4 protein-coding genes and 1 pseudogene are annotated in these 8081 nt (G+C 48.1%); all 5 read right to left on the bottom strand.

What is annotated here, in order from left to right:
• A pseudogene (locus tag H608_RS22120) lies at positions 1-377 on the bottom strand (hypothetical protein); the annotation flags it as partial.
• Positions 378-494: 117 nt separating this feature from the next.
• Positions 495-4184 carry an RHS repeat domain-containing protein gene (locus H608_RS0111380; RefSeq protein ID WP_028787783.1) on the bottom strand — a complete coding sequence of 1230 codons (3690 nt, stop codon included), beginning with the start codon at positions 4182-4184 and terminating at the stop codon, positions 495-497.
• Between the two features lie 51 nt (positions 4185-4235).
• The gene (locus tag H608_RS0111375) at positions 4236-5621 is read right to left on the bottom strand and encodes a coiled-coil domain-containing protein (RefSeq protein WP_155990136.1); all 1386 of its coding nucleotides are present in this window, start codon (positions 5619-5621) and stop codon (positions 4236-4238) included.
• 244 nt (positions 5622-5865) lie between these two features.
• Positions 5866-6336, bottom strand: coding sequence for a hypothetical protein (locus H608_RS0111370; protein ID WP_028787781.1), 471 nt, complete (start codon positions 6334-6336; stop codon positions 5866-5868).
• Between the two features lie 133 nt (positions 6337-6469).
• A complete protein-coding gene (locus tag H608_RS0111365) occupies positions 6470-8062 on the bottom strand; it encodes an ABC-F family ATP-binding cassette domain-containing protein (protein ID WP_028787780.1) in 1593 nt (530 codons plus the stop codon).
• Positions 8063-8081 lie beyond the last annotated feature (19 nt).

The following is an 8081-nucleotide window of genomic DNA, read 5'->3' as shown; positions in this document are numbered from 1 at the left end:
CAGGTATACACCGGAATCTGCTGCGCACCGAGCACATCGCCTTTTGCCGCAAGGCGGAAGGTCACGTTATACTGCGATGAACAAAACGAACGAATGGCACTGTCCGTACGCGATTCATTGCCAAAACTGTTGGTTGGAAAACCGATCACGATCAGGCTGTCCGCATGTTGTTGTTGCAGTTGCTGCAACTCCGCCAACTGCGCTACTTTATCGCTGCCGGTGGCGATATTAACCAACAGTAGTTTTTTCTGCTGAAAATCATTAAAGATAATCGTACTGCCATCCGCCGCGGGTTGCTGGTAGATGTAAATGCTTTCTACCGGAAGAGTCCAACTGAGCAGGAATGCTGCGGTAAGTGCGATGAATATTTTTTTCATATTGAGATGAGTTATAAGTAATAAGTTGTAAGTATTAAGTTTTTAAGCGTTGCACTGAGCTTGTCGAAGTGTAAACAGCCATTTATCGTTCGCTGCTTAAACAAACACTCCTGCTAATCAAAATTCAATGGTGTTACAGCCTCCGGTTCCGGGTGCCTCGTAGGTCGGACTCACACTGTTATCGCTGAACTTATAATGGTAATAGTGTTTCCAGGTATTTCGGTCCACGCGTACCACACTCTCACAAATCTTCTCTCCCGTTTCGCATACGCCGTTGATCACCTTCTTGCTTTCCCCTTCGCATACGCAGGTGGCATCAGGCTGAGCCGAAGTAACGGTACGTGTTTGGTTGAAAGTGGAACTGTTGGGGTTCATGTCTTTTTCCACGGTGATCAGGTATCCGGTGAAATTGCCGTTCGATACCTGGCAAGAACTGCTCTGTACCTGCCATTGGGGTGAGGTACCGCCGCCACAATCCTGCACCTGTCCATAATAATTATAACAGATGCGCTTCAGGATATTGTTATCCTGGTCGCGTACGAGGGTGAGGCGATTGTAGCTGTCATATTCGTAATACGCCGTGATGCCATTCGGGTCTGTTTCCGTCGTCACACCCACCAGTGGCGTATAAGTATACGTCGTCACCAGGCAATTGCTCAAGGCCCTGAGTTTGTTCAACTCCGTCAGCATGGCGGCATTGGAAGATGGATTGTTTAATACGGAAAGACTTACACCGCTCAAGCTTACCGCATCGTCATAGCTCTTGCCCGTTACTTTCGCTACCAGGTGTTGCTGGCGGTAACCCCAGATAAAGGCCGTTACCACGCCGTCGCGTGCTACATATTCGAGTACGTTGCGTTTGTCGTCGTATTTATTAAAGGTAATGTCCGTGATCAACGTACTGCTGCCATTCTCGCTGTGTTTGATGGTGGCCGGTGCGGTGATCGTATTGCTGTTCCACAGTGCATAATCCGTTTGTTTGGTCTGCAGTTGGTTTAACGGGCTGCCGTTTTCATACACATCCGCTACCACTACGGGGCTCAGGATGTTGCGGGTTTGCATGGTCGCTGCGATCGTTCCGGTTTCTGCCGCGTATTGCATCGCCTGCGTTTGTGTTTCGGCTTTACTATCAGTTGTGGTGCTGGTACGCAGGTAAGTGCTCGAAGGATCGTAGGTATTTTGTACCGTGGTGGTCAACACGGTGCTGCCGGCATATTCTTTAGTCAACGCCTGCGTCAGTTCTGTATGCGCAATCGTCATGCGATAGTTATCAACTGCATAGTATTTACCAGGAAAATCAACCCCCGAAGCGATCGCCCCCACTTTCAGGCTGCGGGCCGCAGCGGTGGTGTCCTGCTTGTAGGTTGTATTGTACGTGTTGATGGTCTCTCGCTGCAATACGGCCGAAGCATCCTTTGTTTTTTCTGTCATCAACATACCCGTCAATTGCGGATAGTCGTACAAGGGGATATAAGGAAATTTACCAGGATACACGTCATCATAAATATCGTCATAGGTCCGCTCGATGACACCCGCATTGGTCAGTTTCTCCGTTACTTTTTTATAAATGAGCGGCGCTCCCCCGCTGTAGTTGAGTGTGTAAGTGGGACTGCTGCTGCGGTGGATTTTTTGGGTAATCAGATCATGTCCCCCGTTAGTGGCCATATTGATAGTGGTGCGGTAGTAACCATAATTAGGTACTATACTCAGCGACGCGGATGAACGGCCGTCGGCACCATTGTAATCGTATTCTTTGCTGGTAACATTGCCCATACCATCGTCCATGAGTACTTTTTTGATACGCAAACCACCTACCAGTTTGTCCTGCGGCGTAGTCTTGTATTTAGCATAGGCCACTGCTTTGAAGGGATATTCGTAAGCACAGGTCATACCCGCATCGTACACCAGTTTGATCTGGTAATCGCCGCCCGTCAGCGGCATAGTCAGTGTGGCAATATAACCATTCAGGAAATGATTGTATTGGGCCTGCACTTCTTCATAATATACGCTTAACCCTTGGGTGATCTCAAAAGTAACCATGGTTACATCCTGCATTTCACCAAAACAGGTAGGAGGATTTGGTGTGCTACGAGGGCCGAGTTCAACGGTCTGGAAAAATATCTCCACGCCCTCTTCCGTTCTTCCCGGCATCAGCAATTGCATGTTGGTGTTAAAGTCTGCCAGGTTCCATTGCAGTGTCGAAGAAGTGGCCTCGTTTTCATAATAATTTAAAGTAGAAAATGCACGGTTATTCTCATACTCAAAACTATTACTGCCTCCGGTCGGGTAAATTATTTTTTCCAACACGGCCGCTTTCGTATACACCGGATCAGGGCTCAGGTCACCGCCACTCAACCAACGGCCATATCCGGGATTAACGCCCCACTCCTCGTCTTCCAAACGAATCCTTGGAATACCTCCACCGTTGGGACGGCTGGGAGAAATATTATATCCCCAGAAATCGTTCAGCTTCGAGTCGCGCAGATTCAACTGTAAAGGATTGTACTCAAATACCGTCGGACGCGAGATCACCCCGTCATTGGAGATTTCTTTGATGGAATCCAGGCGAAGACGCTTGTTATAATCATTGGCGGAAGAGCTGCCGAAAAGTGAGGTACCGGTAGAGAGGAAATAACTATAACTGAATAATGTCTTTTTTACCACATCCTGGTACATATTTTTAACCGTCAGCCCCGTTAACGCACTGCTGTTGGTAAGATCTTCGCGTGGAAAATTATAATCGAATGTAACGATTGAACTGTCGGGCAACCTGATTTTGCTCACCGCCCCTTCTTCCGTAATTTGAATATAGATATGGCTGCGAGACTGGTCATTAACCGTAAAATCGGTGCTGATAAAATAGTCCGCCTCGTTTCTTTTGGTGATGCCGAAAGTCTGGCTCTCATTAAAACCCGTTTCATAGGTGATGCCCGGAGTCGTAGGCGTAGCGGCATATTCAAACGTGATCTCATCATTGGTTTCCGGATCTTTTATAGACGTGATCAGCCAGCTCGAAGGAAGGGTTACAGAACCGGGAGTAACAGCCTGAGAGGTAGAATAAGTGGTTGCGTGCTGCACTTCCTTTTTGGCAAACGTGTAGACGATACCGATGTCAGAAGTAACCGTGAATGAGTTGATGCGGCCGTTAGTACCATCAAGCAAATAGGTAATCTTGTTATTATTTTTCTCCAGTTGCACCACGTCGCCATTTTTGTTGATCACAAAACGGCCGGATCCGCCAGGAAATGAATAGCTGAACAAATCTAATTCGCCATCGACTACACCTTCGGAAATATCGCGAACAAGATCTGAATAAGGTGAATTGTAAAGACTGATTGCCTCATTGGGATTTTTTGTAGCCCACAGACTCGTAATATATGCCGGCATGGCCACATATCCCCCATCGTACGAACTCGTTACCAGCAAAGGTAATGCTGCTGTATAAAGGCTCCCTTTTACAACCAGGTCATCCGGCAATCCTCTCACCGTACGCGACACACGGCCGATGCCGCTCAGCGCCCAACCCAGTCCCGTGTTCGGTGCCATGTCTTCTACTTTGTGGCCTCCTGCATGATAACTCAGTCCCAGGGCCAGCGACAGTTTGTTGCGTTTCCAGCTCCACAGCGGATAAGAAATCTGCGGCACACCCGTGGAATAATCCACCGGGATCGTTCCAAATTTGTCGATAGCGGCTGAGTTAGGTGTGGAAGGAATCACATTGTTCAATGCCTGGTTGAGTTCTTCTGAGGTTTGTGCAGAAGCCCCAAGGCTCCACCATAAACAGGCGGCTACTAATAATCTTCTCATCTTGGTTTTTATTAAAACTCCACCGGTGCTGATACCGGCTTCGTGGTTCGCTTAGAAATTATACCCTACCCTAAACAGGAACTGCTGTGTGCGTGGCACCTGCCGGTAGCTTAAGAAATCCCACAATAACTTTATGCTGGTCTTCTTGAATACTTTGCTTTGAAGGGAAACAACCTTGCTCACACCGATCAGCCCGCTCTGCTGCCAGGCATTCCTACCCTGCAACTCCTCCCATCGTTTAAATTCCGCGCGGTGATGTTGCTCATACCCGCCCGAGAGCCAGAAGCTGCCTTTCAGTTTTACATCTACAAAACTCCTGAACCCGATTCCCTGATGACTGATCCTGATCTTGCGGATGCCTTCATGCCCCCAGCCCATGCTGTAGTCCATGCCAATGCCCACAATACTTTTATCATTGATTTTATAGCCAACCGATAACCCCAGATCAGTACTCGTTGGCAAATAACCATTGCCCTTGCGGCTCTGCACCTGTGTGCTGTATTCCAGTCGCTGAAAGAATGATTTATTCTTCTGGTTGTTGGGTTTAAAACCTTCCGGCATTTCCACATCCCCGTTACCACCGGCTTTGTTGATCTTATCTTTTAAGGAGTTGAGTTGCGATTGCGCCTGTTGCAGGTTGTTGCGGAACTGCTCTCTTGCAGCAGGACCACCCGCTGCCAGTTGATTTTCGATGAGGTTGTTGATCTCTGTCCTGGTCTGCAAACCCGCGAGGGACGCGGCATTGCCATCTTGTCCCGGTGTGCGGAACAAAGAAGCCAGCATACTGTTGCGCTTCATGAAGTCGCGGAATACGCGCGTTTTGCTCAGCATTTCCAGTGCTTTCTTCTCTGCCTTCTTATGATCTTTTAATAACTCCTTGTATTCGGCAACCTGTGATTGGTAATAATAGACCTGTTTGTTGAGTTGTTTGAGTTCTTTGGCCCACCCCATTTTCAGCAATTGTTCTTTTAATTGCGCGCGGCGTTCTTTGATGAACTGCTGCACCGATTCTGCCTGCGCAAAGCTTTGCTGCAGTCCTTTTACTTTGTCCAATGATTGCGTTACATCTTTGGCAATCCCGTTTTGTTGAAGGAACTGCAGGCTGGTAGCCATAGTATCGATGGACGCATTATAAGAACCGGATTGTATGTGGGAGAGTTTGTCGCGGAGGCCGTCGTATTTGGCCTTGGTATCACCGAAGAGTTCGGCGGCTTTGGCGGAGTCTTTGCGCGCGAGTTTGCGGCGCATGCGTTCCTCCTGCTTTTGCAGGGAAGAAAGTAGTTTATCCGTTTTTTTATCGAGTTGTTTGTCGATGAACGCGGCTTTTTCGCCGATCTTATCAACGTAAGAAGCTGGTACCTTTTCAGGTGCCAACGTATCGTGTTGGGCAAATACTATTGCTGGCACCAGCAATAGCACGAGTAGCAGGTGGCGCATCGGTGGATGGACGGTTGGTTGGTTTGGACTGCATGCTCAGCGATGGCTCAGGTCGCCGGACATGGTTTATTCTTCTCAAATGCAAAACTCGGTTTTTTGCATAACAAATCCTGAACGACTTCCAAAGAAGTTTTCCACGAAAAGTAGAAAGTGTGAATCGTCAATCGTCAATAAACAGCCATGGTTCGTGTGTATACGAACCATGGCTGTTTATACTTAGAACTTATAACGGCTGTTTAACTTACTACTTATCACTCCTTATCATCTTCTTCATCACCACAATCTGCCCGAGGTGATAATGTGTATGTTCAATCAAACCAGACAAGTTGCGGTAATAGTTACCATATTTTTCGTCGGTGAAGTTTTCATCCAGTTTTTCATCGGGCAATGGTTCCATCAGGTCAGCCAACTCTTCGGCTGTTTTCCATACATCCAGTAAAAACAATTGCCATTGTTCTTCCGTTTCGATAGCCGGATGATCAAAACTGAATTTATCGTGCGCATCCAGCGGACCGCCACGCAGCACGCCACGAATTGTCACCACATAGTAGTGTATGTGATAGGTCAGCGCCAATATCGTATTGGTCAATCCGGGAATGGCCGTTACCGCTTCTTCGCGACTGATATCGGACAACTGATCTTTCAGGCAGGAAGCCGTCCAGTTGCCACCGAAATATACTTGCCGGAAGTGACCGGCGATTTGAGGAATCAGCATAGTTCAAAAAATCTTCAGGTTCTAAGATAATAAATATGCGAATCGGCTTCGCTTAGAAAGACGCAATTTTCACGCAAAGAAACATAAGGAGCAAAGGCGCTAAGTAACCATTCGATACCCTATACCCTATACCTTATACCTTTATCGTCAAATTAATTCCCACTCCTACCTCCTTCAAAAACCATTCATCATGCGATACCACTAACAAAGTGCCTTTGTACGATCGCACCGCTTCAGTGAGGATGGAGATATTCTGCAGGTCCAGATTATTGGTAGGCTCGTCCAGCACCAATAAGGACGGCGGCTCATCGGTTAGCGTAAGACAACACAGCAACAACCGCATGCGTTCACCTCCACTCAACCCATAGCAGGGTTTGTCCCAATCTTCCTGATAAAAAAGAAAATGTGTAAGGCGGCTGTTGAGTTCGTGTGGTTGCAGACCCGCCGTATTATAAGCAGCGGCCAGTTCCTGCACTGTCTGCCTCCCGCCGATTTGCGAATAATCCTGATCGATGTACAGGTAGTTAAATTCAGCCCTTTCCACTTTCCCTTCATCGGGTTGTCGCAGCCCGAGCAACAGCTGCAGCATGGTCGTTTTCCCGGAACCATTGTCACCGGCTATGGCAACACGATCACCGCTGAACAGGTCGAGGTTCAGCGGTTCTTTCCATAAACACCTGCCGTTTATTTTTACCTGTACATCTTTTGCTCCGATCAGCCGTTTGCCGCGGTGCATCGCTGCTTCATCGAAGTCGAGGCGCATGGTACTGCCATCGGGTTGTATTTCACGAAGACGTTTTACATCTCCTGATAACTGGCCCGTTTTTTCTTCGTGAATGCCTTTTAGTTTAGCGGTACTTTTTTCCGCGTTGTTGCGGAATGTATTCATGGAAATGGTGGGCAGACCTGCGTTTTCCTGTTTCTTTTTTCCGCGTGCATCCTGGCGCTGCCGCCGTTCTTTTGTCTCGCGCTCGAGCTCTTTTGCTTTGCGCAATGCTTTCTCCGCTTCTTTCAGTTCATGCTGAAGCGCCGACTGCTCCAGTTCTTTTTGTTCTTTATAAAAACTGTAATTACCGCCAAATGCCTGCAGCCCTTTTTCACTGAGTTCATAAATAAAAGGCAGCTGATCCAGCAATGTTCTGTCATGACTTACCACCAGCACCGTATCGCGTGTGTCGCGCAGGTAGGCGTACAATTGCTCACGACTTGATTTATCGAGATGATTACTCGGTTCATCGAGTAAGACCAATGCGGGCTGGCGCAGTGTGATGCCCGCCAGCAACACCCGCGTTTGCTGTCCCCTGCTTAAGCCCGCCATCAACTGATCCAATGCCACATCTTTCAGCCCCCATGCTTCGAGTGCTTCGACGCAGCGTTCTTCCAGTGTCCAGTCGTCATTGAGCAAAGTGAAATGATGTTCATTCACCTCACCCTTCAATATCGCATGCAGGGCATTGCGTTTGGCGGCGATGCCCCACACTTCCGCAATAGAAAAAGAGGAGAATTGATCCGCCAGCTGCGGCAGATAATAAACCGGGCGATCTGCGCGAACGGTACCCGACGAGGGTTTGAGCAACCCGGCTATGAGTTGGAGCAATACAGATTTACCAGCACCATTGGCGCCGACAATTCCTGCTTTCTGCTGCGGTAATATGTTCAGATGAATATCGCTGAATAACACATCTCCATTGGGATGCGTGTAGACCACATCTTGAAGAAACAACATACTTTTTTCCTTTAACGTG

This window comes from Terrimonas ferruginea DSM 30193, from assembly GCF_000425585.1.
Taxonomy (GTDB): Bacteria; Bacteroidota; Bacteroidia; order Chitinophagales; family Chitinophagaceae; genus Terrimonas; species Terrimonas ferruginea.
The sequence above is the reverse complement of the archived record's forward strand: the minus strand, read 5'-3'. Positions and strand labels throughout refer to the sequence as shown.